General features: G+C 61.2%; 16 protein-coding genes. 10 read left to right on the forward strand and 6 right to left on the reverse strand.

The genetic code is table 11. From position 1 onward, the window contains the following. Positions 1–105 precede the first annotated feature (105 nt). On the reverse strand, positions 106–1,071 hold the full coding sequence (locus tag BREU_RS06940) for a universal stress protein (protein ID WP_044088659.1): 966 nt from the start codon (positions 1,069–1,071) through the stop codon (positions 106–108). 153 nt (positions 1,072–1,224) lie between these two features. Here BREU_RS06940 and BREU_RS06945 point away from each other — a divergent pair, with 153 nt between their 5' ends. After that, positions 1,225–3,828, forward strand: a complete 2,604-nt coding sequence (locus BREU_RS06945; RefSeq protein WP_044088658.1) for an ATP-dependent Clp protease ATP-binding subunit — start codon at positions 1,225–1,227, stop codon at positions 3,826–3,828. A 101-nt stretch (positions 3,829–3,929) separates the two neighbouring features. Here BREU_RS06945 and BREU_RS06950 read toward each other — a convergent pair whose 3' ends face one another. Beyond that, positions 3,930–5,618, reverse strand: a complete 1,689-nt coding sequence (locus BREU_RS06950) for an acetolactate synthase large subunit (protein ID WP_044088657.1) — start codon at positions 5,616–5,618, stop codon at positions 3,930–3,932. A gap of 112 nt (positions 5,619–5,730) precedes the next feature. Here BREU_RS06950 and BREU_RS06955 point away from each other — a divergent pair, with 112 nt between their 5' ends. Next, entirely contained in the window at positions 5,731–7,572 is a 1,842-nt protein-coding gene (locus BREU_RS06955) for a bifunctional metallophosphatase/5'-nucleotidase (protein WP_081886600.1), read from the forward strand. 162 nt (positions 7,573–7,734) lie between these two features. Here BREU_RS06955 and BREU_RS06960 read toward each other — a convergent pair whose 3' ends face one another. Further along, entirely contained in the window at positions 7,735–9,186 is a 1,452-nt protein-coding gene (locus BREU_RS06960) for a DUF349 domain-containing protein (protein ID WP_044088656.1), read from the reverse strand. A gap of 99 nt (positions 9,187–9,285) precedes the next feature. On the opposite strand from BREU_RS06960, the gene hisS reads away from it, so the two are divergent. Together hisS and aspS are read left to right on the forward strand one after the other, a co-directional pair. Next, entirely contained in the window at positions 9,286–10,677 is a 1,392-nt protein-coding gene (gene hisS, locus BREU_RS06965; protein ID WP_044088734.1) for a histidine--tRNA ligase, read from the forward strand. Between the two features lie 43 nt (positions 10,678–10,720). Further along, positions 10,721–12,520, forward strand: a complete 1,800-nt coding sequence (gene aspS / locus BREU_RS06970) for an aspartate--tRNA ligase (protein ID WP_044088655.1) — start codon at positions 10,721–10,723, stop codon at positions 12,518–12,520. A 276-nt stretch (positions 12,521–12,796) separates the two neighbouring features. Here the strand turns inward: aspS and BREU_RS06975 are convergent, their stop codons facing one another. Beyond that, positions 12,797–13,789: an endonuclease domain-containing protein gene (locus BREU_RS06975; RefSeq protein ID WP_044088733.1), complete on the reverse strand. Its 993-nt coding sequence runs from the start codon at positions 13,787–13,789 to the stop codon at positions 12,797–12,799. Positions 13,790–14,274: 485 nt separating this feature from the next. On the opposite strand from BREU_RS06975, the gene BREU_RS11295 reads away from it, so the two are divergent. Continuing rightward, complete coding sequence (locus tag BREU_RS11295) at positions 14,275–16,173, forward strand: ATP-binding cassette domain-containing protein (protein WP_052382068.1); 1,899 nt, start codon at positions 14,275–14,277, stop codon at positions 16,171–16,173. Between the two features lie 1,047 nt (positions 16,174–17,220). Continuing rightward, positions 17,221–17,772 (forward strand): YbaK/EbsC family protein, encoded by a 552-nt coding sequence (locus BREU_RS06985; protein ID WP_044088654.1) that lies wholly within the window; start codon positions 17,221–17,223, stop codon positions 17,770–17,772. A 20-nt stretch (positions 17,773–17,792) separates the two neighbouring features. Here BREU_RS06985 and BREU_RS06990 read toward each other — a convergent pair whose 3' ends face one another. Both BREU_RS06990 and BREU_RS06995 read right to left on the reverse strand, forming a co-directional pair. Next, the gene (locus BREU_RS06990; RefSeq protein ID WP_044088652.1) at positions 17,793–18,125 is read right to left on the reverse strand and encodes a transcriptional regulator; all 333 of its coding nucleotides are present in this window, start codon (positions 18,123–18,125) and stop codon (positions 17,793–17,795) included. Then, the gene (locus BREU_RS06995; RefSeq protein ID WP_044088651.1) at positions 18,115–18,711 is read right to left on the reverse strand and encodes a hypothetical protein; all 597 of its coding nucleotides are present in this window, start codon (positions 18,709–18,711) and stop codon (positions 18,115–18,117) included. The genes BREU_RS06990 and BREU_RS06995 overlap by 11 nt, the downstream gene beginning before the upstream one ends. A gap of 494 nt (positions 18,712–19,205) precedes the next feature. On the opposite strand from BREU_RS06995, the gene BREU_RS07000 reads away from it, so the two are divergent. Genes BREU_RS07000 through BREU_RS07015 form a run of 4 tightly spaced genes read left to right on the forward strand, consistent with a single transcriptional unit; the run spans position 19,206 to position 22,792 of the window. Beyond that, positions 19,206–20,060, forward strand: coding sequence for an amino acid ABC transporter ATP-binding protein (locus BREU_RS07000; RefSeq protein WP_308810335.1), 855 nt, complete (start codon positions 19,206–19,208; stop codon positions 20,058–20,060). A gap of 11 nt (positions 20,061–20,071) precedes the next feature. Beyond that, positions 20,072–20,911 carry a glutamate ABC transporter substrate-binding protein gene (locus BREU_RS07005; RefSeq protein ID WP_044088650.1) on the forward strand — a complete coding sequence of 280 codons (840 nt, stop codon included), beginning with the start codon at positions 20,072–20,074 and terminating at the stop codon, positions 20,909–20,911. Further along, complete coding sequence (locus BREU_RS07010; protein ID WP_044088649.1) at positions 20,911–21,588, forward strand: amino acid ABC transporter permease; 678 nt, start codon at positions 20,911–20,913, stop codon at positions 21,586–21,588. The genes BREU_RS07005 and BREU_RS07010 overlap by 1 nt, the downstream gene beginning before the upstream one ends. 4 nt (positions 21,589–21,592) lie before the next feature. Further along, positions 21,593–22,792 carry an amino acid ABC transporter permease gene (locus BREU_RS07015; RefSeq protein ID WP_238567027.1) on the forward strand — a complete coding sequence of 400 codons (1,200 nt, stop codon included), beginning with the start codon at positions 21,593–21,595 and terminating at the stop codon, positions 22,790–22,792. Positions 22,793–22,845 lie beyond the last annotated feature (53 nt).

The raw sequence follows: 22,845 nt of genomic DNA on the forward strand, positions 1-22,845 counted from the left end.
ATACCTTGGGGTGCTGTGTGTGGGGAGAATCCATGGGGTGCTGTGGAAGGGGGAAAAGAATCCGTAGGACGCTTCGCGACGGGAGCGCCCCACGGAACGATTATCTCAGTGCACGACGGTCACCGTGCATTCGGCGAAGTTGACGATCTGACGGGACACCGAGCCGAGGAAGTGCGCATCCAGACCGGACAGGCCTCGCGACCCGACCACCAGATGACTTGCATACCGGGAAGCGGCGATCAGTCCCTTGGACGCCGGGATATGGAAAGCGTCGAAGGCGACTTTCACGCCTTCGGGAACGGATACCTTGGCCATCAGATCCGAGAGTATCGCTTCGGCGCGCTGCTGTCCGACCTCCACCGGCGCAACGGCGTTCTCATAACCCGGGATTACCCCGAGGTCGCGTAACTGCCAACAGAACATCACGTTCAGCGGCTTGTCATGGATGCGGGCCTGTTCCAACGCGAAATCAAAGGCGTGCCGAGAGGTCTCTGAGCCATCGACGCCAACCACCACCGGCCGGCCGGCCGGCTTGGCTTCAGGCGCGGGATTCACGTAATGCACCGTCGTGTCACTTGGGGTGAGCGCATTGGCGATGGCGTCGGTCACGGTCTCCTCTTCGCTGCCGCTGATACGCACCACGGTCACTGGAACCTGCGCTTCTTCGGCCAAGGAGGCGGATAGCGAACCGAGGAACCAACGCGCCACGCGCCCCAGTGAACGCCGCCCCACGACTATCTGCTGGGCGTTATGCCCGATCTGCAACAGGGCAGCGGTGCCCGAAGCCTTGACGGAAGTGAGTTTGAGGTTCGCAGGATCGAAGTCAATGCCTTTGGCGGCTCGATCCACCCAGTCGCGCAGTTCATTCGCTATATCATGTCGGATGGTGGCCCAAGCCTCGTCGCTATCGGGCTCCGACCCCATGTCCCAGGAATGGGTCCAGCCGAATACCGCATTGACGTTCTGACCGGTCAGCGCGGCCTCTTCAAGGGCCCATTTCAATGCCGCGAACGATTCGTCGGAACCATCAACACCAACTACAATGTCAGCCTTGGCGTTCAGTTCAGTCATCACAACCTCCTATGCATCAGTATGGATGGCGAATCCGATACGTCCAGCATATCGTTTTCTTTCCCGCTTACGGCGCAATTCACGGAATGATGTGAATAAACGTCACCGCGAATCGGTAGAGTAAGACGGAATGTCAATTGAGGAAGGACAAGCATGTTCGAACGGTTTACCGACCGTGCACGGCGCGTGATCGTGTTGGCGCAGGAAGAGGCCAGGTCTCTCCAGCACAACTACATCGGCACCGAACACCTGCTGCTCGGCCTGATCCGCGAAGGCGAGGGAGTCGCCGCCAAGGCGCTTGCCTCGAAGGGTGTGGAGCTGGACGCCACCCGCAAACAGGTCGAAGAGATGATCGGCAAGGGCAACGCTGCTCCGAACGGGCACATCCCCTTTACTCCGCACGCCAAGCAGGTGCTGGAGTTCTCGCTTCGCGAGGCCCTGCAGCTGGGGCACAGCTATATCGGCACCGAGCATATTCTGCTCGGTCTGATCCGTGAAGGCGAAGGCGTGGGCACCCAGGTGCTGATCAAGATGGGTGTCGATCTGGGTGAGCTGCGCAGCGCGACCATCGATATGATTCGCGGCAATTCGGGCAACGGGTCGAGCGACGGCAAGGGTGATCTCGCCAATGCCGGCGGTGTGGCAGACAAGCAGAACAAGTCGGGCTCCGCGATTCTCGACCAGTTCGGCCGCAACCTTACGCAGGAAGCCGCAGAAGGCAAGTTGGATCCGGTCATCGGGCGTACCAATGAGATTGAGCGCGTCATGGTGGTGCTCTCCCGTCGCACCAAGAACAACCCGGTGCTGATTGGCGAACCGGGTGTGGGCAAGACCGCCGTTGTGGAAGGCCTCGCCCAGAAGATCAACGCCGGTGATGTGCCGGAGACGCTCAAGGGCAAGCAGGTCTACTCGCTCGATCTTGGTTCCATGGTTGCCGGTTCCCGTTACCGTGGTGATTTCGAGGAGCGTCTGAAGAAGGTCCTGAAGGAGATCAAGACCCGCGGCGACATCGTGCTATTCATCGACGAGATCCATACCATTGTCGGTGCAGGCTCCGCTGATGGTGCGCTGGGCGCCTCCGATATGCTCAAGCCGATGCTGGCTCGAGGCGAGCTGCAGACCATCGGCGCCACCACTACGGACGAATACCGTAAGTACATCGAGAAGGATGCGGCTCTGGAACGTCGTTTCCAGCCGATTCAAGTGCATGAGCCGACGATCGCCGAGACCATCGAGATTCTCAAGGGTCTTCGGTCCCGCTACGAGAACCACCATCATGTGACCATCACGGATGGGGCGCTCCAGTCTGCGGCCGAGCTTTCGGCGCGTTACATTCAGGACCGTCACCTGCCGGACAAGGCCATCGATCTGATCGATGAGGCTGGCGCGCGTCTGCGCATCAAGCGTCTGACGGCACCGCCCGAGCTCAAGGAGCTGGACACGAAGATCGCCAAGGTGGCTGCCGAAAAGGATGAGGCCATCAAGGGACAGGACTTCGAGAAGGCCGCCGAGCTGCGCGACCAGCAGGAGAAGCTGGAGTCCGATCGTAAAGCCAAGGAAGACTCTTGGCGCGAAGGCGAGTCCGACGTCAAGATGGTCGTGGATGAGGACGTGATTGCCGAGGTGATCAGTTCCACCACGGGTATCCCGGTGTTCAAGCTCACGCAGGCCGAGTCCAAGAAGCTGCTCAACATGGAGGCCGAGCTCCACAAGCGCATCATCGGTCAGGATGAAGCGGTGTCCGCACTGTCCCGTTCCATCCGCCGTACGCGCGTGGGCCTCAAGGATCCGAAGCGTCCGGCCGGTTCGTTCATCTTCGCCGGTCCGACCGGTGTGGGCAAAACCGAGCTGGCCAAGGCTCTCGCCGAATTCCTGTTCGACGATGAGGACGCCCTGATCCGTGTGGATATGTCCGAGTTCTCTGAAAAGTACGCGGCCTCGCGTCTGTTCGGTGCGCCTCCGGGATACGTGGGTTACGAAGAGGGCGGCGAGCTCACCGAGAAGGTGCGCCGCAAGCCGTTCTCCGTGGTGCTCTTCGACGAGATCGAGAAGGCACACCCGGACATCTTCAACACGCTGCTGCAGGTGTTGGATGACGGACACCTGACCGATGGCCAGGGCCGCAAGGTGGACTTCAAGAACACCATCATCATCCTCACCACGAACCTCGGTACACGTGACATCGCAAAGATGGCGAACACCGGCTTCAACCTCGGTTCCAACACCGAGTCGAGCTACCAGCGCATGAAGGAGCAGGTGAGCGCCGAGCTCAAGCAGCAGTTCCGCCCCGAGTTCCTGAACCGTCTGGATGACATCATCGTCTTCAAGCAGCTCACCGAGCCGCAGGTGCGTCAGATCGTGGACCTCGACGTCAAGCAGCTCAACGACCGTCTATTCGATCGTCACATGTCGCTTGAACTGACTGATGCAGCCAAGGATCTGCTCGCACAGAAGGGCTTCGATCCGCTGCTGGGCGCCCGTCCGTTGCGCCGTGTGATTCAGCGCGACATCGAGGATGCCATCTCCGAGAAGATCCTCATGGGCGATTTGCAGGATGGCCAGCGTGTGGTGGTCGATTCCGAAGGCGAAGGCATCCTTGGAGAGTTCACCTTCAAGGGTGAGCAGTTCGAGGAGCCGGGAACCGCTGATGCTGCTCCGGCTGATAAGGGTTCCGACGATGCAGACGACAAACCTGCGCTGGTGGACGCTGCAGCTGCCGATTCCGGTGATAACGCCGGTCAGCAGTCCGCTGAGTAAGTCCTGTGAATAGGTCCGCTCGGCAATAGTCAGGAACAGTCTGACGTCTCATAATCCAGGAAGAGCCCCGATTCCATGATGGAACCGGGGCTCTTTCGCATTCAGCCGCTGAAATCCACCTCGCCGAGTTTGTCGATGAGCTTCATGTTCTCGGAATAATCGACGGGACAGGCGATGATGTCAATGCCCGATCCCGAGCGCAGCGCTGCACGCAAGGTGGGATACAACTCGTCGGCCGATTCGATGGGATGACCCTTGGCACCGAAGCTCATGCCCAGCGCCACCACGTCCGGGTTGTTGAAGTCCACGTACTCGTGCGAGCCGTCATGCAGGTCCATCTTCCACTTGATGAGGCCGTACGCTTCATCCACCCATACCAGAATCACGATTCGGGCGCCTACGCGCACGGCCGTTTCGATTTCCTGGACATTCATCATGAACGAGCCGTCGCCCATCACCGCCAAAACCGGACGTCCGGGATGCTCCAGCGAGGCGGCCACTGCGCCAGGCAGCGTCCAAGCCATGGTGGAGAGCGAATTGTCTATTACGCATGTGTTCGAATAATAGGTGGGGTAGAGGCGCGCCATCCACATTTTCAGCGCGCCCGTATCCACCAATGTGATGTCCGTGTCCGTCTCCATCGCACGTCGCGTGTCCGCCACGATGCGTTGCGGTTTCATCGGGAATGAGTCATCGTGCGTGTACGCCTCGTATTCATGGGTCAGCAACTCATGGATTCTCGGATGTGAGACGCCGAATGTAATATGCTTGGCTTTGAGCTGGGCGATCAGCGATTGCAGCGTGGCATTGATGTCACCCATGATATTGAGCGCGGTCGAATAATGTGCATCGGTGTCCTCGCTGAACGTATTGATGTGGATGATGGTCTTGTCGTCGTTCGGATTGATCTTCTTCGGATCGAACTGCTGGATCGAGAAGCCCACTGCGATAATGAGATCAGCCTCGTCGAATGCGAAGTTCTCATAATCGTGACGCATGAAGCCCACTACGCCCAGCGCGAGCGGGATGCGGTCGGAGATCACGCCCTTGCCCTCGAATGTGGTGGCCACCGGTACGTTGAGCTGCTCGGCCAACGCCAGCAACTCGTTCTCCGCATCACCGCGGGCAACGCCGTTGCCAGCCAGGATGATGGGATGCTTCGCTGTGCGGATGATGTTCACTGCACGGTCGATGGTGTCCGCGGTGGGGGCGAAACGCATACGTTCCGGCAGTGGTAATGGGCGAGCCTCTGCCGGTGCCGGCATTTCGGCCACGTCTTCGGGCAGGATGAGGCACGTGGCGCCCGGCCGGTTGCGTTGGGTGATGGCGAATGCCTTACGCACCATCTCCGGCACGGATGCCGGCTCCACGATCATCGACGTCCACTGGGTCAGCGGGCGGAACACGGATACCAGATCGATGATCTGATGCGATTCCTTATACAGTCGGGTCACGTTGCCTTGCGCGCAAATGGCCACAAGCGGAGTATTGGCGCTGTTCGCCTGTGCAACCGGAAGGGTGAGGTTCAACGCGCCCGGGCCTAGCGTCGCCAGGCACACACCTGGTTTGCCGGTCAGGCGGCCTTGCGTTGCGGCCATGAACCCGGCACCCTGCTCATGACGGGTCAGGATGAAGCGGATACGACCGTCGCGCGCAAGTGCCTCCATCAACGGGATGTTCTCCTCGCCGGGGATGCCGTACATGGTCTCGACGCCTTCGTTGACCAGACATTCGACGAACAAATCGGCTACGGTACGAATATGATTGGGATGCTGATTGGGAGTGCTCACATCTGGGAGTCTAACAGCCTGCCAAAACAACAATCAAAGTTCACCTGTCCGTTGATTCCGGGCGTTCGCCTGTTCAATCGGAAAACATATATTGTCGACCGTGAAGGTAGGTATGAATCGCCAACAGAGGTGGATCGGCGGAAAAAGGTGGCTTGGCGTCAGCCTTATCGCAGTAATTGCCAGCATCGCTACGGCTTTCGTGGTTCCCAACGCAATGGCGGGAGCCTCGGGAGCCGTTCCTTTTTCCGGCGACGATCCTGCTGCCGGCACACGCACGGTTACTGTCGCGGATATTACCGACTTCCATGGCCATATCGAACGAGGTGCCGACGTAGCCACTGCTTTCACGCTGGCGAATGGGCACAATGCGGGCAATATGGTTGCAGTGTCAGCGGGTGATCTGGTGGGTGGTTCGCCATACGAATCGGCCGTGGCCAAAGATCGCCCCACTCTGGACATGGCTCGCGAATGGGGGCTGACGATTTCCGCCGTGGGAAATCATGAATTCGACCGTTCGGTAGCCGATTTCAACAATCGCATCGCGGATCCCGCCAATGGCATCGACTGGCTGTGCGCCAACGTTTCGGCAGCCAACAAAGCGGCGGATGGCAAGCTCAGCAGAGTCAAGGATTACACGATTCGCACGGTCAACGGCAAGCGTATCGGGTTCGTGGGGGCGCTCACCGATGCGCTCGGCTCGGTCGCCACGCCGCAGATCACCCGTGACGCCGATTTGGGCGAGCGGGCCGTGGACGCCATCAACCGTGTTGCAGGTGATTTGAAGCGTTCTGGCAAAGTGGATGCCGTGGTGGCGTTGCTGCACGCGGATGCCTCCGCAGCCAAAGCAATCGGCCGCGATGTCGATTTGGTGTATGCCGGCCACTCCCATGCCGTCAAGCAGATGATCACCGATGGCGGGGCACCGGTGTATGAAGCCGGAAGCTATGGCCAGGACATGGCCGTGCAGGATCTCATCATCACGGGGCATGGCAGCCGTGCCACAGTTCGAGTAGCCGATGTGGATCTCGGCAATGGCACCGGCCAGACCAATGTGCGGGGCGTGCTCGGCATAGATGGCCTGAATGGTCATTCGGTGCGACAGGCGGCGTGGATGTCGGCAGGCGCGGACGCCAATGGTATGGTTGCTCGTGCGGAGCGCACCTATGCCGCCGCGCAGGCTCATGCGGATACCGTCGGCGAAGAGACCGTGGGGTCTCTTGCCAAGGGCAAGAATTTCGACAAAAGGACGTCGCCGGGACGTGAGGGTTCCGTGGGCATGCTGGTGGCGGACGCCAATAGATTGTCTATCATGAGGCATGTCTATGCCGGCAACAGGTTGCCGGTGGTCGGTTTCTCCAATGACGGCAGCCTTCGCACGGATCGGCTCGACCTGAATAGGGACGGTTCGGTGACGGTGCGAGAGGTGGACAGTCTTCTGGCGCTGCAATTCAAAGCCGCCCATGAGACGCTGACCGGCCGTATGCTCAAAGCGGTGCTTGCCCAACAGTTCGGCAGCAAAGACGGGCGGATAGAACGCCGGCCGCTGGGCATTTCCTCCAATGTGGCATATCACTATGTGGTATGCGGTGGGGAGAACGGTGCACAGCCTGCGGTCTGTGAACAGGACACGGACTCGTCTAAGGACTCCGGTGCAGGTTCGGAAGCTGATGGGACACAGCATGACGATGCCGTGTCAAAGGCCGAGGAAGCGTATGAGAAAGCCCCGGTTCGCATCGTGGACCTGACGATCGACGGTACTTCGATTTCCGATGATGATCTGGTGATCATCGCATCCAACTCATATCTCCTGCAAGGCGGAGACTCCTTCTCAGCATTCCGCGCAGGCAGCAACTACGGCGAACTCGACATGCCATACAGCCAGCCGCTTATCGAGTATCTTGCCGCTCATCCTCTGGTACGGCCAGAAGTCCCTGTGACAGGTACCCAGGCCTGAGCGCAAGCCGTCTGCTTTCGGCTCTCCGGTGGTCTGCCTTGCGACGATTGCCAGAGTATCGGCCCCTATGACGAGTGAAGCCCGGCACTTACTTACGTACCGGGCTTCACTCATACCAGCAGGGTCTTGACGCGGATATGCAGTCAAGACCCTGCTGCAATCTTACTTGATGGCGTTCAGCCACTGCTCCTTGGTGGCCTTCTCGGCTTCGAGCTTGGCCTTCTTCTTCTCATCCGTTTCAGCGGCGATCTTGGCGTCGAGCTCTGCAAGCTGGGCGTTCAGTTGCTCCTCGAAGCTGGACTTTCGCGCATCGGCCTCAGGATCGGACTGCTTCCACGCGGCGTCCTCGACGGACTTGATCTGCTTGTCCACGGCATCCAGACGGTTCTCGATGCGGCGCATGTCCTCACGAGGCACGTAGCCGATCTGATCCCATTCCTCTTGGATCTTGGCGAGTTCCTGACGGGCCTTCTTGGCTTCGTCGTCGGTCTTCACCGGCACCAAGGCCTCGGCCTTGACCAGCAGCTCCTCCTTCTTGGCCAGATTCTCCTTCTCCGCGGTGTTCATCTGGTCGCGGTCGGCCTGGCGGGCGTTGAAGAAGGTGTCAGCGGCCTCGCGGAACTTGGTCCACAGCTCATCGTCCTCGGTGCGGCCGGCACGACCGGCCTTCTTCCAGCGGTCCATCAGATCGTTGAACTTGCGGGAGGTCTCTCCCCATGCAGTGGAATCCTTGAGCTCGTTGGCCTCGGCGATGATCGCTTCCTTGACCTCTTTTGCATGGTTGCGTTCGTTGTCGCGAGCCTGAGCCCACTTGCGACGGGCCTGGTTGAAGGTGGTGCGGGCGGCGGAGAAGCGCTTCCACAGCGCTTCGGCCTCGGGCTTGTCGATTCGGGTGGTGGTGCGCTGGTGGTTCTGCCATTCGTCGAACAGGGTACGGAACTTATCGGCGGTGGAACGCCAGTTGGTGTTGTCACCCAAGGATGCGGCCAGCGCTTCGGCCTTCTCCACAATGGCGGTACGCTCGGCAACGGCCTTGGCGATGGCGGCTTTGCGGGCTTCGGCCAATTCGGTCTTCTTGGCCTCACCGGCGGCCTTCAGTTCCTCGAACTGCGCCTTCAGCGCGGCGATATCGCCTACGACCGCGGGCTCGTTCGTCTCCTCGCCCAGCAGCTTGAGCGATTCGTCGATTTCACGGGCCTTGATGTTGGCGGAAGACAGACGGCCGGCGAACAGGTCAAGCTTGGCCTTGAGATCCAGGAAGCGACGGGCGTACAGCGCCAGAGCCTCTTCCTTGGAAACGTCAGGGAACTGGCCGACTTCGCGTTCGCCCTCGCCTTCCTTGACGAATACGGCACCATTGTCGTCCACGCGTCCGAATGCCTCGGAGGCCTTGACATCTGCGTCAGTGTAGGCGGTGGAGGTGGTGGTCGGAGCTGCGGTGTGCTGCTTGGCCGGCGTCTTCTTGGCGAAGGCGGCGGGGGAGGGGGCATGCGGCTTCGGCATTGAGGCAGGGGTCGGAGTCGGTTTGGCCTCGCTGACCGCGGGTGCGGGTGTCGTTGCCTGCTCTTCGGTTGCAGCGGTGTTTTCGGTTTCGGTGACAGTCTCGTCGGCCATGGCCAGCTCCTTACAAGCGTAGTGTGAGTGGGTGGAAGCGCCTCGGATGCCGACAATTGGCATGGCGTTGACGCAACCCTCACCTATTATATTGATTTCGTGGCTAAAGGTGCATCAATATCAGGATTCCCGGAGTGGCTCCCCTCCGAACGTGTTGTGGAGCAGCGTGTCATCGATACGCTTCGTAAGGTTTTTGAGCTCAATGGCTTTATCGGCATTGAGACCAGAGCGGTGGAAACTGGCGCTTCCCTGCTGAAAAAAGGCGAGACCAGCAAAGAGATTTACCTGCTGAGCCGTCTGCAGGAGGTCGGTCATGAATCCGACACTCCGATTGAGGATCGTCTCGGACTGCACTTTGATCTGACCGTTCCGCTGAGCCGGTATGTGGTGGAGCATTCCGGCGATCTGGCCTTCCCGTTCAAGCGCTGGCAGATTCAGAAGGTCTGGCGCGGCGAGCGCCCCCAGGAAGGCCGCTTCCGCGAGTTCGTCCAGGCGGATATCGATGTGATCGGTGCCGGCGAGCTGCCCGACCATTATGAAGTGGAACTGCCGCTGGTCATGGTCTCTGCGCTGGAGGAACTCCGTGCGTTCGGCCTGCCGAAGGCCACGGTGCACGCCAACAACCGCAAGCTGTCCGAAGGTTTCTACTGCGGACTGGGGCTGACGGACATCGAGGGCGTGCTGCGTGAGATCGACAAGCTTGACAAGATCGGTGCCGATGAAGTGACCAAACTGTTGGTCGAAACCTGTGGTGCCACTGAAGCGCAGGCCCGGGCATGCCTTGAACTCGCAGACCTGACCGCCGCCGACGGCGCCGAGCTGGCCGCCAAGTTCGATGAGCTGTGCGAGGCGCACGGCATCGCCAAGGATTCCGAGGCATACACGCTGGCCCGCCAGGGACTCGATACGCTGGCGATGATCGTGGATGAGGCCGCCGCCATCCGTCCGGGGTCGGTGATCGCGGACCTGAAGATCGCCCGTGGCCTTGATTACTACACCGGTTCCGTGTACGAGACCTTCCTCGACGGCGCTGCATCCCTAGGCTCCATTTGCTCCGGTGGCCGCTATGACAACCTCGCCTCTCAGGGCAACCGCAAGTATCCGGGCGTGGGCCTGTCCATCGGCCTGAGCCGACTGGTGAGCTACATGCTGCATACCGCCGGTGCGCACGCCAATCGCGTCTCCCCGGCTGCAGTGCTTGTGGCGGTCTGGAACGAGGAGGATCGCCCGGCTGCGAACCGCATCGCCGCCCAGCTGCGTGCCCGTGGCATCGCCACCGACGTGGCTCCCACCGCGGCAAAGCTCGGCAAGCAGATTAAGTATGCGGACAAGCTCGGCATCCCGTACGTGTGGTTCCCGGCCAGCGCCACCGAAGGCGAGGAATCCACCGGTGACGAGGTCAAGAACATCGTCACCGGCGAGCAGACCGCCGCCGATTGCACGTCGTGGGAGCCGGATACTGTGGTTGCCCAGCAAACCGTCGAAATCTGACGTATTCGAATCATATTCGAGTCAAATCGAGGAGAAGCATATAATGAGCCAGACGGCTTACAGAACACATCATGCCACCGACGTGACCGAGGCCCTGGTCGGCCAGAAGGTCACTCTCGCCGGTTGGGTCGATCGTCGCCGCGACCACGGCGGCGTGGCTTTCATCGATCTTCGCGACAACACCGGTCTGGTGCAGGTCGTCATCTACGACGAGGAAATGGCCCGCCCGCTGCGCAGCGAATTCGTCATCCAGGTCACCGGCGAAGTGCGACTGCGCCCGGACGGCAACGAGAACACCCATCTGGCCACCGGCAAGATCGAGGTCGTGGCCGAGAACATCGACATCCTCGCCAAGGCGGACGCCCTGCCGTTCCAGGTGTCCACCGCGCTCGAGAACGAGTCCGAGAACAAGCTCCCGGGCGAGGACGTGCGTCTGAAGTACCGCTACCTCGACCTGCGTCGCCCGTCCATGCAGTACAACCTGAAGCTGCGTTCCGACATGGCCAAGGCCGCCCGCCACGCCCTCGAGGACATGGACTTCACCGAGGTCGAGACCCCGACCTTCATCAAGTCCACGCCGGAAGGCGCACGCGACTTCCTGGTGCCGGCCCGTCTGGTGCCTGGCTCCTGGTACGCCCTGCCGCAGTCCCCGCAGCTGTTGAAGCAGCTCCTCATGGTCTCCGGTGTCGAGCGCTACTACCAGCTCGCCCGCTGCTACCGTGATGAGGACTTCCGCGCCGACCGTCAGCCCGAGTTCACCCAGCTCGACATGGAGATGAGCTTCGTGGACCAGGAGGATGTGATGGCCATGGCCGAGAAGGTCATCGCCGCCATCTGGAAGGTCGCCGGCTACGACGTCCAGCTGCCGCTGCCGCGCATCTCCTGGCAGGAGGCCATGGACAAGTATGGTTCCGACAAGCCGGATCTGCGCTTCGGCAACCCGCTCGTCGAGCTTACCGACTACTTCAAGAACACGCCGTTCCGCGTGTTCCAGGCCCCGTACGTGGGCGCCGTCGTGTTCAAGGGTGGCGCCGCCACGCCGCGTCGTCAGTTCGACGCATGGCAGGAGTGGGCCAAGCAGCGTGGCGCCAAGGGCCTTGCGTACGTGGTCTTCGCCGAGGACGGCGAGCTCAAGGGACCTGTCGCCAAGAACCTGTCCGATGAGGAGCGCAACGGCCTGCGCGAGGCCGTCGGTGCCGAGCCGGGCGATGCCGTGTTCTTCGCCGCCGGCTCCCGTGAGTCCTCGCAGCTGCTGCTCGGCGCCGTGCGCGTGGAGCTCGCCCGCCGCGAAGGCTTGCTCGACCCGAAGAAGTTCGCCTTCACTTGGGTTGTGGACTTCCCGCTGTTCAAGCCCACCGACGATCCGGACGATGACGATGTGGCCGTGGGCCACTCCAAGTGGACCTCCATGCACCACCCGTTCACCATGCCGAGCAAGGACTGGATCGACAAGTTCGATCAGGACCCCGAGCACGCCATGTCCGATTCCTACGACATCGTCTGCAACGGTGAGGAGATGGGCGGCGGTTCCGTGCGTATCCACCGCGACGACATCCAGGACCGCGTGCTCAACGTGCTGGGCATCGGCAAGGAGGAGGCCGAGGAGAAGTTCGGCTTCCTGCTCGAGGCCTTCAAGTACGGCGCCCCGCCCCACGCGGGCATCGCCCTCGGTTGGGACCGTACCGTGTCCATCCTCGCCGGCACCGACACCATCCGCGACGTCATCGCCTTCCCGAAGGCCGGCGGCGGCCGCGATCCGCTGACCGGCGCCCCGGCTCCGATTTCGGACGAGCAGCGCGCAGAGACTGGCGTCGACTACGACCCCGACGAAGATGAAAATTAAGTGATGGAGTGTCCTCGTCGTTGCTTCGTGGTTGCAGCACTGCGGTGTTGCGACCGTAACGTGGCGGGGGACGCGCAAGTCGCCTGAACATATACAGTGCCCGTATGGCTTTGGCCGTGCGGGCACTTCGCGTATATGCCGGGCGTCTCGTGCCGGCGCCCACCGTGTAGGGATTGCCCCACCATGTAGGGAATTTCCCATGGTGTAGGGAACTTCCCACCGTGTAGGGATGCAAAACGGCTTATTTCCGCCATTGTTCAAAAACGCATCCCTACATCATGGGGAAATCCCTACACCGTGGGGTTGTTGCGGGTGCGAACGGGCATCATTTTGCCTGCGTGCGCGCCGCTGGTGTTCGCCTTGACGTGCGTTGACCGCAATCGTCGGGTCGGCCAGCGCTCGGAATGGGCGTTCCGGCCGGCCGGTGAGCGGAACCTGCAACGCGTTGGCGACATGCTGCGCGAATTCGCGCTGATTCGGCTCGTTCCACAGATCATCGGCGAACACCTCGATAACCGTCCATCCCATGGCCCGCAATTCGCGGCGTTTGCGCTGGTCCCGCACGTATTGGCTGCGGAAGCGACGGTGATGGTCGCCATCGTATTCGATGCATACTTTGCTGGCCGGATACGCCATATCAACGGTGTATCCGGCATTGCCGTTCGCCCTGGTGATGACGTGATGCATGTCCGGCGAGGGAAGTCCGAACCGCAGCAGTGCGAGCCGGGCGCGTGTCTCCTGGACGGAATCGGAGGTTCGGAGCAATTCCAGCGCCTTCTCGCAGCGCGTACGTCCCACGATGCGCCGGAACGCCGCAAGCCGGTTTCGGAACTGATCGACGGAATACCGGAACCGTCGGGCGATCGCCTCGCCGAGCACCACCAGCTCGTCAAGGTCGAGATATTGCGCGTACTGGATCCACGTATCCAGCGGATGCATGCATGTCAGGCCGTTCGTCAACGTGCATATTGCGAACGGCTGGTTCCAGGTTCGATACAAGACGTTGTTCATCGTGGAGCGGTGTCTGTGGTCCCGAGTGGTGATGTAGAAATCGCTCGCCGGCAGCGTGCAGCGTCGTGGGCGTTCGATGGCATAGAGCTCCAGCGCCGTATGCAGCGAGAAGCAGATGGTTCGGTCGGTGCGCATGTGCGAAAGCAGTGTCTGACAGTCCGCCGATTTCGCGGCGGACTGGGCGGAGAGGTCCTGACGCACGTAGTTCTGGATTTCACCGGACTGCGTCGTCTCGCGGTAGTTGTATGCGGTACTCATGCCGGGCATGATAACCGATTCGCGAGCGGCATCGGCATGAAAACGGGTAATGTGGATAACTCAACGTGCATGGTTCGCTTCTGCGATGCGAATAACGAACATGCGTACGAAGAGCACGATGCAGTTGCCGCTCGTGACTTTGCTCATGTCACAAGTCGGTTATATCGTGAACGTGCATTGTTGGAGGTCTTCCCCATATGCCAAGGAGACCGGCGAAAGGAATCGATCGACGTTGCGTCTGTGAATGATGACGGTAAGAAGCGGAACCCACGCGTTGAAGCGTGCCGCCGCGTGTCATCATTCGAGGGATTGAGTCACTGGGTCGTATCGGCTGCATTATGGGTCAACATCGATGCATGAGTCAGCATCGATGAACCGCAAACAGCCAGCGGGTCTGTCGTCGTTCCCCATCGGTTCCATACCGTCATCACCGGGCGCGAGCCCAGCCTGACTATCGAGGCACGCCATGAACGAAAGGCGTGACTATGCAACCAACCATGCTTACGGTGACCGATGTCACCTTCACCTACCCCCACGCGCCGGAACCCCTGTTCCAACACGTCGGCACAACGTTCCCGCTGGGTTGGACGGCCGTGCTCGGCGACAACGGCATCGGCAAATCCACGCTGATGTCGATCGTGCGCGGCGAACTATGCCCGGATTCGGGAACCGTGACGCCCAATCCCCGGCGGTTGGTTATCGGGTATTGTCCGCAGGATATCGCTGTCCGGCCGGCGAACCTCGAGGATTTCGCGGCCGACTGGTCGCCCGAGGCCATCGCCGTGCGTGACGATCTGCAATTGGGTGATGACTGGCCGTATGCGTTCGCGAGACTGTCCGGCGGGGAACGCAAACGTGTGCAGATCGCCTGTGCGTTGACGTTGCGACCCGATGTGCTGATCCTCGACGAACCGACGAACCATGTCGACGCCGACACGCGAGACCGCATCATCGCTGCAATGCGCCGGTATCGCGGCATAGGCATCGTGGTCTCGCATGATGTGGACCTGATTGACGCCGTATGCGGCCGTTGCGTGATGTTCGAACGTCGGCATGTCGGTTCCCGTAACGTGACGGTGTTGAGCACGTTCCGCGGCGGATATTCCGAGGCCGTGGCGCAGATTGGCATGCGCGACGCGGCAAATGCGGCCAACGCTGACGCGCTCCGGCGCGAAATCGCCCGTCTGACCGCCGCGAAGGCACAGCGATACGCCAAGGTGCAGCAGGTGGAGTCACGCAAAAGCCACGGCGAGCTGATCGACCGGCATGATCATGACGCGCTGAATCGTCGGAAACTGGCGAAAATGACTGGACTCGACCGTGGCGTGACTCGCGCCTACGGTCAGATCGACGGACGATTGGCCGAGGCCCAGCGGCGTGCGGAGAGTATATCGACACCGACGAAACGATACGATGGTGAGCTGTGGCTGGACGTCGTGCCGTCGCATTGCCGCGAGGTGATTCGGCTTGGTCCGGGCGTGATTCCGTTCGGCGCGAATTCTACGGATGCCGTCGTGGACGCCGCTGAGGACGTTCCGAAGGCAACGGGTGGTACGGCCGCGGATGCAGTGGCCTCGGCGGATGGTATGACGGGCACGGTTTGTGCGAACGTAGCGGATATTGCGGGCAAAGGTGCGAAGGTCCCGGTAAGTGTCGTGGATCCGATGGCTACAGTGGCCTCGTCAGGTGAGTGGTCTCCGGGCCCGTTACCGTTGGCGGACGGTATGATTGCTGCGACGGCTGCCGGCGAGATTGCCGCAGACTCGGCTACCGCCGGCATGTTTGCCACTGACACGGTCAGTGCTGAAATCAGTGCCGGATTATCAAGGGTCATGTATTTCGGTGATCGCATTCGGGTGATGCCGCCGCAGGGAGGATCGTCGGCTGTTGGATTGCGGATTCCGTTGATTTCGATTGGACCGCGGGACCATATCGCAGTGACAGGTCCGAACGGGACCGGCAAGTCGGCGCTGATCCGAGCGATGCTGGCGCATACCGTCGATGTGCCGCGTCTGGTCATTGCACAGAACACCACGGATACGGATCGCGAGGATGCTATGCGGCGATTGGATGCGTTGCCGGCCGATGTTCGGGCGCAGGTTCTTGGCGCGTATGCGAGGCTCGACGCGGACCCGGATAAGTTGCGTGTGACAGGTCACCCGTCGCCTGGCGAATTGCGGAAGCTGTTGTTATGTCTGGCGTTGCCGGCCCGTCCGCAGCTCATCGTGTTGGACGAGCCGACGAATCATCTCGATCTGTCGTCCAAGAAGGCGTTGGCCAGCATGCTGGCGGGGTATCCCGGTGCGCTGGTCGTGGTATCCCACGACAAATGGTTCCTGCGTCTCGCCGGTTTTGGGGTGTCGGAGGAGGGACCTGCGGTGTAGGGGCGGCTCCTGAGGATTGCCACATGGTGTAGGGCCATGGTGCGGGGATTGTCCCACCGTGTAGGGATTGTCCCACCGTGTAGGGAATTTCTCATGATGTAGGGAATTCCCCACCATGTAGGGATGCAAAACGGCTTGTTTCCGCCATTTTGTAAAAACGCATCCCTACATCATGGGGAAATCCCTACACGGTGGGCCAATCCCTACACCGTGGAGCGAAGTGCGGGTGTCGTCACGACGTGGACGGTGTGGTTGAGGGCACGTTGCGGATGGTGAGATTGCCGTCGAGTCGTGGATGGCATGGGGGCATTATGATTACGGTGCGGGCGGCGCGTGGACGGGATTACGGTGTGGCTGGCGCGGGTGTCGTCACAATGCGGGCGGTGTGTGGGTGTCGTGACGGTGCGGTTGGCGAGGACGGCGTCGTGATGTGGACGGCGTGTGGGCGGAGCTACGGTGCGGACGGTGTGATTGCCGTCGCGGCGCAGGTGGCATTACGGTGCGTCTGGCGCGGGTGTCGTCACAATGCGGTTGGTGCGCGGGTGGCGTCACGGTGCGGCTGGCGTATTGTATACGGACGCACCGGCATGTGGACATGCCGCAGCAGATGCATCGGTATGTACGCGACGGGAACGGTCGGGCACACTGCGGATGTGCATGCCGCAGCAGACGCGCCGGCGTATGGGTGTGCCGCAGCGGATGCATCGGCAGGCGAGTGTACCGACATGTGGCAATCTGCGGCGCCGTCGAATCGGTGAAGTGGCGACGTCGGTTTCGCAGCGACGCGGAACGGGTCATAGACAAAACGTATAGCCGCGCCGCCGCCGTCCGCGTCCAATGACGCTATGCTGGGCGGGCAAGACGGCAGGCGCTCGCCGACGGACGACCGTGTGAACGGTCACGTTCACGCTGGTGTCCGCGAACAACGCCGCAGGCATCGGGACCGTATGAAGAACGGTCTAATGATGACGACGTGCGCCCGCCGCGCACATGGCGGACAACGCATGACTGACGACGCATGACAGACGATTTAGGGGGATGAGGCATATGACGTTGGAGATTCTGGATTGGCATGACGGCGATCTGCTGGCCAAGCCGGTGTTCGACAAGCTCAACGAGCTGGTGGCGGCCGGCGTGCCGGGAAGCAAGATCCTTGGCGTGACCATCAATTCCGACGAGGAGTCGGACACCGATCTGTGGTGCCCGAAGTATGGCATCCCGTTCGAGATCACGGGCAACGTGGTCGTGGTCCACACGCACAAGACCCGCAAGGCCCCGCCGGAGTTCGCCGCGGCGTTCGTCACGGCGGATACGCGCGCCGACCTGAACGGCGTGGTCAAACACACGCTCGAGGTCTCCAAAGTGAGCTTCGCGCCCATCGACGCCGCTGTGGAGGCCACCGGCATGGAATCGGGCGGCATGTCGCCAATCGGTCTGCCGGACGGCTGGCCGCTGCTGGTGGACCAGCACATCCTCTCGATTCCGAAGCTGTATCTGGGCTCGGGCATTCGCCCGTCCAAGCTGGTGGTGGACGGCTCCATCTTCGCCGACATTCCCGGCGTGCAGTTCGTGCCCGCCCTTGGCAAGCCGCGCGGGTAGGCAGTGCGGTTTACCGAGGGTTAGACGTCGAGCAGGTCGCCGGCGGCGATGGCGCGAAGGGCGGCGAGGTGCGCGGTCATCGCAGCCCTGCCTTCGGGGGTGATGCTCGCCCAGACGACCATGTGCCGGTTCGATTCGCCCCGACGCTTGGTCAGGACCACGTAGCCACAGTCGGCGAGGGTCTTCAGATGCCGTGAGCACATCGCGTCGCTCAATCCGAGCGTTTCGCGGATTGCGGAGAACGGCATCTCCCTCATACCGGAGAGCAGTCCGCAGATGCGCAGCCGCATCGGTTCGTGGATGATCTCGTCGAAGCGGGGCTCGACGCTTCCGTGTGCGTGATCAGGCGTCATGGTTCCCGCTCCTCACGAGTTGGACGAAATAGCGGTCGTAACCGTATTCGCCGAACCAGCTGAGCACTCCCATTGCCAGGGCGATTACCGATGTCTGGTCCGGCAGCCAATGCAATCCCAGTCCTCCCAAGAGGATGGCGGCCAGTCCGAGGAAAGCGAGCGCATACATCGCTATTGCCATCACCCACATCGTCGCATTACGTGGGGCGATTACCCCTCCCAACGTGTCGAAGTCGGAGCCTATCTGACGCTTGCGCCAGTCGTTCACCTGGAATCCGACGTATGTGGCCACCGCAAGGAGAATCCATGCCATTGTGCCGGATGCGGGGAACAGCATGGTGGCCCGGTCGGTGTGGAAGCCTATGTCGGACAAGAGGTCGAGCATGATGTCGTTGAGTGCGAGGCACATGATGATGCCGAGCAGACCGTTGAGCGCGTAGTACCATTGCGGTGCCATGATGCGGTCGGCGTTGACTTCGCGGTCCTGCTGCAATTGGGTCAGCAGGTCTGCTGCTGCGGTACGGTCGACGGTGGTCGGGGCAAGTGCAGCGTCCGAAGTCGGGACGTGGGGCTTGGGGGTGCTCATGATGGTCTCCGTCCGTGAGTCGGTTGGTGTTGATCGGATGAGTTGTGTGTTGATTCATGGCCTTGACAATGTTGTCTCGGCGGCGGGAAGAGCTTCTCGGTGAGGTGGTGGACGAACTGTCTCTTTTACTTGTGTGCAAGTAAAGTATAACTCTTTACTGCGAGTAAAGCAAGTTCTCCGCGTCGGCTGAGCGCCGCACGCCGATATCGTATATTCAAGGCGGTCGAGATTCGCTGGGATGGTCTGGATTCGCTGGGATGGTCGAGATTCGCTGGGATGGTGGATTCGCTGCGGGCAACCGGGAGACTGAATAGGGTCGATTGGAAGGGAGTAGCTGGGCTGGGCAGAATCGATTGGACGGAGCGATGTAGCCGGCAGGGGATGATGCGGTCGGCCGGCTGAGAGACCGAAGAAGCTGACGCAATTCAAGGTGTGGCCGGCATGTGGACGTGATGTGAACGCGCAGGAAACAGAGCTGTGCTATTCTCCCCTTCATGTCTGAAACGAACAATGAAGCAGTGCGTTCGCGCACGACACACGAACAACGGTCATTGCAGGACGCCTCGTCCGAGCGCAAGCTCGCCCCGCTCGTACCTGCTGCCGAGGACCCGAACCGTGCACTGGTCGAGCTCACCCATGTCGAGAAGCACTTCGGCGACCTGCATGTCCTCAAGGACATCAACCTGAGGGTCACCAAAGGCGAGGTGCTCGTCGTGGTCGGCCCATCCGGCTCCGGCAAGTCCACGATGTGCCGCACCATCAACCGTCTCGAGACCATCGACTCCGGCGACATCCGCATCGACGGCAAGCCCCTGCCTCAGGAAGGCAAGGAACTGGCGAATCTTCGCGCCGAAGTGGGCATGGTGTTCCAGTCGTTCAACCTCTTCGCCAACAAGACCATCCTCGACAACGTGACGCTCGCCCCCATCAAGGTGCGGCACATGCCCAAGAAAGAGGCCGAGGACCTGGCCATGGACCTGCTCGCCCGCGTGGGCGTGGACTCGCAGGCCGCCAAGATGCCCTCCCAGCTTTCCGGAGGCCAGCAGCAGCGCGTGGCCATCGCCCGCGCACTCGCCATGCGCCCGAAGGTCATGCTGTTCGACGAGCCGACTTCGGCGCTCGACCCGGAAATGGTCAACGAGGTGCTGGACGTGATGGTCGAGCTCGCGCACGAGGGCATGACCATGATCTGCGTGACCCATGAGATGGGCTTCGCCCGCAAGGCCGCCGACCGCATCGTATTCATGGCCAATGGTCAGATTCTCGAAGAGAACACGCCGGAAGAGTTCTTCGAGCATCCGAAGACCGAACGCGCCAAGGACTTCCTCTCGAAGATTCTGACCCACTGAGAGGTGCGCGCATGACTTTCAGCATTCGATTCAAACGCACGGCGGCGCGCGTCATAGCCGCCGCATGCGCGCTGGCATGCACCATGTCTTTGGCTGCATGCGGCGCGGATGAGACCGGCAAGATCCGCATCGGCATCAAATTCGACCAGCCGGGCCTCGGCTTCAAGAAGTCGGGCACCTATGTGGGCTTCGACGTGGACGTGGCCAAATACATCGCCAAGAAGCTCGGTTACTCTGAGGACGAGATCGTCTGGAAGGAGGCTCCGTCCAAGCAGCGCGAGGCGATGCTCCAGAACGGCGACGTGGACATGATCCTCGCCTCTTACTCCATCACGGACGAGCGCAAGAAGGCTGTATCCTTCGCCGGACCGTATTTCGTGGCCGGGCAGGATCTGCTGGTGCGCAAGGACGACCAGTCCATCAACGGTCCCGAAGACCTCAATGGCAAACGCCTGTGCTCGGTGACGGGTTCGACTTCCGCAGCCACCGTCAAGGAGAAGTTCGCCTCCGAGGTCCAGCTCATGGAACAGCCTGGATACGCCGAATGCGCCACCGCATTGTTCTCGGGCATCGTGGACGCCGTGACCACCGACGACATCATTCTCGCCGGACTCGCCTCCGCCTCACGAGGCAAGCTCAGGGTGGTCGGCAAGCCGTTCACTCAGGAATACTATGGCGTGGGCATCAAGAAGGGCGACACCAAGCTGGCCGTCAAAATCAACAACGCCATCGTCGATATGATTCAGGACGGCTCCTGGGAGAACGCGGTCAGCGACAACACCAAGGGCACCGACTACACGCCTGACGTGCGGTACAACCCGCCCACGCCGAACGAGGGGGAGGACGCCTGATGAACGGATTCCTGCAACTGTTTAGCCAGTATGATGTCCTGGGCGCTTTCCTGGTGAACATAGAACTGACCCTGTGGAGCGCCCTGTTTTCGATGATCCTCGGTGTGATCCTCGTCGTGATGCGCATTTCGCCGATCTCATCCCTCAGGGTCGTGGCCGGCGCGTATGTGGAGCTGTTCAAGAACCTGCCGCTGACCATCATCATGGTGTTCATGGTGCTTGGCGCCTACGCGCAGCTCAAACTCAGCTTCTCCGACACATTCGCCACCAACTTCTTCTGGCTCGCCGTGACCGGCCTGAGCCTGTACACGGCGGCATTCGTTTGCGAATCTCTGCGTTCGGGCATCAACACCGTGCCGATTGGCCAGGCCGAGGCGGCGCGTGCGCTGGGATTGGGCTTCATGCAGTCCGCCACCGAGATCATTCTGCCGCAGGCGTTCCGCGGTTCGGTGGCACCGCTCGGCAACACGCTGATTGCACTGCTCAAGAACTCCACCGTGGCCGCAGCGGCATCGGTCTCCACCGAAACCTCGTCGTTGATGAGCCAGATGATTGAATTCCGCCCGGATGTGATCATCCAGATCTTCCTGATCTTCGCCTTCGGATATGTGATTCTCATCATCCCGATCGGCATGCTCACCACATACCTGTCCAACAAGCTCGCCGTGAGGAGGTGACACCATGGCTGATACTTCGAATTCCGTATTGTTCGACGCCCCCGGTCCGAAGGGCCGTCGCACCATCCGCATCGCCAACTGGGTGGCCGGCATCGTATTCGCCGTGGTGCTGGTCCTGATACTCATGCGGTTGCACAATCCGCCGGACGGTGAGAACCAGCTCAGCTGGGAGCTGTGGAAGCCGGCGCTCGAGCGCGAGGCTTGGACTGACTTCTATCTGCCGGGCCTGTGGATGACCGTCAAAGCCACCGTGCTGGCCGTGGTCGGCGCCGTGGCGTTCGGCCTCGTGTTCGGCGTGGGTCGTCTGCTGCCGAATACGCTGTTGCGCGGCATATCCGCAATCATTGTGGAGTTCTGCCGTGCCGTGCCGGTGCTGCTGCTCATGATTTTCTTCTGGCGCTGGTTCGCCTTCGCTGGACTGCCCGACCCCTCCTACTGGGCGGTCGTGCTGGCTCTGGTGCTGTACAACGGTTCGGTGGTCGCCGAGCTGGTGCGCTCCGGCGTGGGCAACCTGCCGGGCGGTCAGCGAGAGGCGTCGCTGGCATTGGGATTGACCGAAACGCAATCGTTGGTGCAGATCGAGGTGCCGCAGGCGGTCTACGCCATGCTGCCGGCCGCCGTCACCCAGCTGGTGGTGGTGTTGAAGGACACCGCCCTGGGTTCGATCATCATGTACACCGACCTGTTGCAGGAATCACGTCGACTCGGCTCGATGTACTTCAATATCCTGCAGACGTTGGTCATGGCTGCGGTGATCTACTTCATCGCATGCTGGCTGCTGTCCAGGCTCGCCGAATGGCTGCCCGAGCGCATGCAGCAGCGTACCGCCGCCCCGGCCGAGCCTGAGCCGTTGGCGCCTATAGCCGCCGGCGACGCCTCCAATGTCAACCAGATCGCCGTGGCCAAGGAGGTCGAGGAGCTGCCGTTCGGCGGCGCCCCGCGCAAGTATCACGTGCACCATCGTGGAACCAACGCCTCGATCCGCAATTGGCGCAGGACGCGCTATGAACAGGGTTATGACGTCGAGCATCCGGAAACCGAGGAACAGCACGATCGAGGTGCCGGCAAGCCCGGTACGCCCCAGGCGCCCGATCCCAAGCTCTCGTCAAGGGAGCATGAGCATTCCGATCACGGCACGGTGTTCAAGCGTGGCGACAATATCGGGGGAGGACGCACGAGCCTCGGTGCGAAGCCGAAAATCTGAGCCGGCGGACACGTCGTGTCGATCGTCCGGGGAACCTTAGTCGGCGCTAGTGC

Origin of the sequence: Bifidobacterium reuteri DSM 23975 (assembly GCF_000741695.1) — a bacterium.
Classification (GTDB): Bacteria; Actinomycetota; Actinomycetes; order Actinomycetales; family Bifidobacteriaceae; genus Bifidobacterium; species Bifidobacterium reuteri.

Excerpts from the sequence above, each read along its gene's own strand:
- BREU_RS06995 (WP_044088651.1), bottom strand. The coding sequence starts at position 18,711 with ATGAGCACCCCCAAGCCCCACGTCCCGACTTCGGACGCTGCACTTGCC.
- BREU_RS07010 (WP_044088649.1), top strand. The coding sequence starts at position 20,911 with ATGAACGGATTCCTGCAACTGTTTAGCCAGTATGATGTCCTGGGCGCT.
- aspS (WP_044088655.1), top strand. The coding sequence starts at position 10,721 with ATGAGCCAGACGGCTTACAGAACACATCATGCCACCGACGTGACCGAG.
- BREU_RS11295 (WP_052382068.1), top strand. The coding sequence starts at position 14,275 with ATGCAACCAACCATGCTTACGGTGACCGATGTCACCTTCACCTACCCC.
- BREU_RS06945 (WP_044088658.1), top strand. The coding sequence starts at position 1,225 with ATGTTCGAACGGTTTACCGACCGTGCACGGCGCGTGATCGTGTTGGCG.
- BREU_RS06985 (WP_044088654.1), top strand. The coding sequence starts at position 17,221 with ATGACGTTGGAGATTCTGGATTGGCATGACGGCGATCTGCTGGCCAAG.
- BREU_RS07005 (WP_044088650.1), top strand. The coding sequence starts at position 20,072 with ATGACTTTCAGCATTCGATTCAAACGCACGGCGGCGCGCGTCATAGCC.
- BREU_RS07000 (WP_308810335.1), top strand. The coding sequence starts at position 19,206 with ATGTCTGAAACGAACAATGAAGCAGTGCGTTCGCGCACGACACACGAA.
- BREU_RS06975 (WP_044088733.1), bottom strand. The coding sequence starts at position 13,789 with ATGAGTACCGCATACAACTACCGCGAGACGACGCAGTCCGGTGAAATC.
- BREU_RS06955 (WP_081886600.1), top strand. The coding sequence starts at position 5,731 with ATGAATCGCCAACAGAGGTGGATCGGCGGAAAAAGGTGGCTTGGCGTC.
- BREU_RS06990 (WP_044088652.1), bottom strand. The coding sequence starts at position 18,125 with ATGACGCCTGATCACGCACACGGAAGCGTCGAGCCCCGCTTCGACGAG.
- BREU_RS06940 (WP_044088659.1), bottom strand. The coding sequence starts at position 1,071 with ATGACTGAACTGAACGCCAAGGCTGACATTGTAGTTGGTGTTGATGGT.
- BREU_RS06960 (WP_044088656.1), bottom strand. The coding sequence starts at position 9,186 with ATGGCCGACGAGACTGTCACCGAAACCGAAAACACCGCTGCAACCGAA.
- BREU_RS07015 (WP_238567027.1), top strand. The coding sequence starts at position 21,593 with ATGGCTGATACTTCGAATTCCGTATTGTTCGACGCCCCCGGTCCGAAG.